The sequence below is a fragment of the Halobacillus sp. B23F22_5 genome (genome assembly GCF_043497085.1).
GTDB lineage: Bacteria > Bacillota > Bacilli > Bacillales > Halobacillaceae > Thalassobacillus.
This window is the reverse complement of sequence record NZ_JBIEKI010000045.1, coordinates 1-620: the sequence shown is the minus strand read 5'-3', so window position 1 is coordinate 620 and position 620 is coordinate 1. Positions and strand designations below refer to the sequence as shown.

The window sequence follows — 620 nt, the reverse complement described above, 5'->3', positions numbered from 1 at the left end:
GGAGATTCCTGTGGGATTCAGTAGAGGGGTCCTTGAATTAAAAAAAGCCCTCCGTTAAGATGCATTTGTACAACCAAATACAAACATCAAAAGGAGGACTTCCCCTTGAATTCTAATAGGAATGATAAAATAAATCAAATCTCTGGAGAATCCTTAGTGATCGGTATCGATATCGCTAAAAAAACACATTATGCATGTGCGGTAGACGACCGCGGACGGGAACTACAACGTCCCGTTGGATTTACTCAGAGTCGGGCTGGCTTTGAAGGAATCCATACACAGATAAAGGAATGGTTGTACCAACATGGAAAAAGTGAAGTTCTCATCGGGTTTGAACCAACTGGTCATTACTGGGGGAACCTAGCTGCTTTCCTACTTGAAGAAAACATCCCTTTTGTGGTCGTCAACCCTTCACATGTAAAGAAATCCAAAGAGTTTGACGATAATCTTCAAACCAAAAATGATAAAAAGGACGCAAGACTGATTGCGAAGCTCATGATTGGTGGTAATTTCAGCTACCCCAGGATTCCAGAAGGCGTAGAAGCCGAACTGAAAAACGGCTCCATAACGCGATGGAAACTGAAAGATAAACAAGCGATGTTGAAAAACCAAATGACGGG

At 42.3% G+C, this 620-nt stretch carries 1 protein-coding gene; it reads left to right on the top strand.

The genetic code is table 11. The features are described 5' to 3' along the window. Positions 1 to 105: 105 nt before the first annotated feature. The coding region (locus ACGTN9_RS21035; RefSeq protein WP_499596487.1) for an IS110 family transposase at positions 106 to 620 on the top strand (515 nt) is incomplete at its 3' end.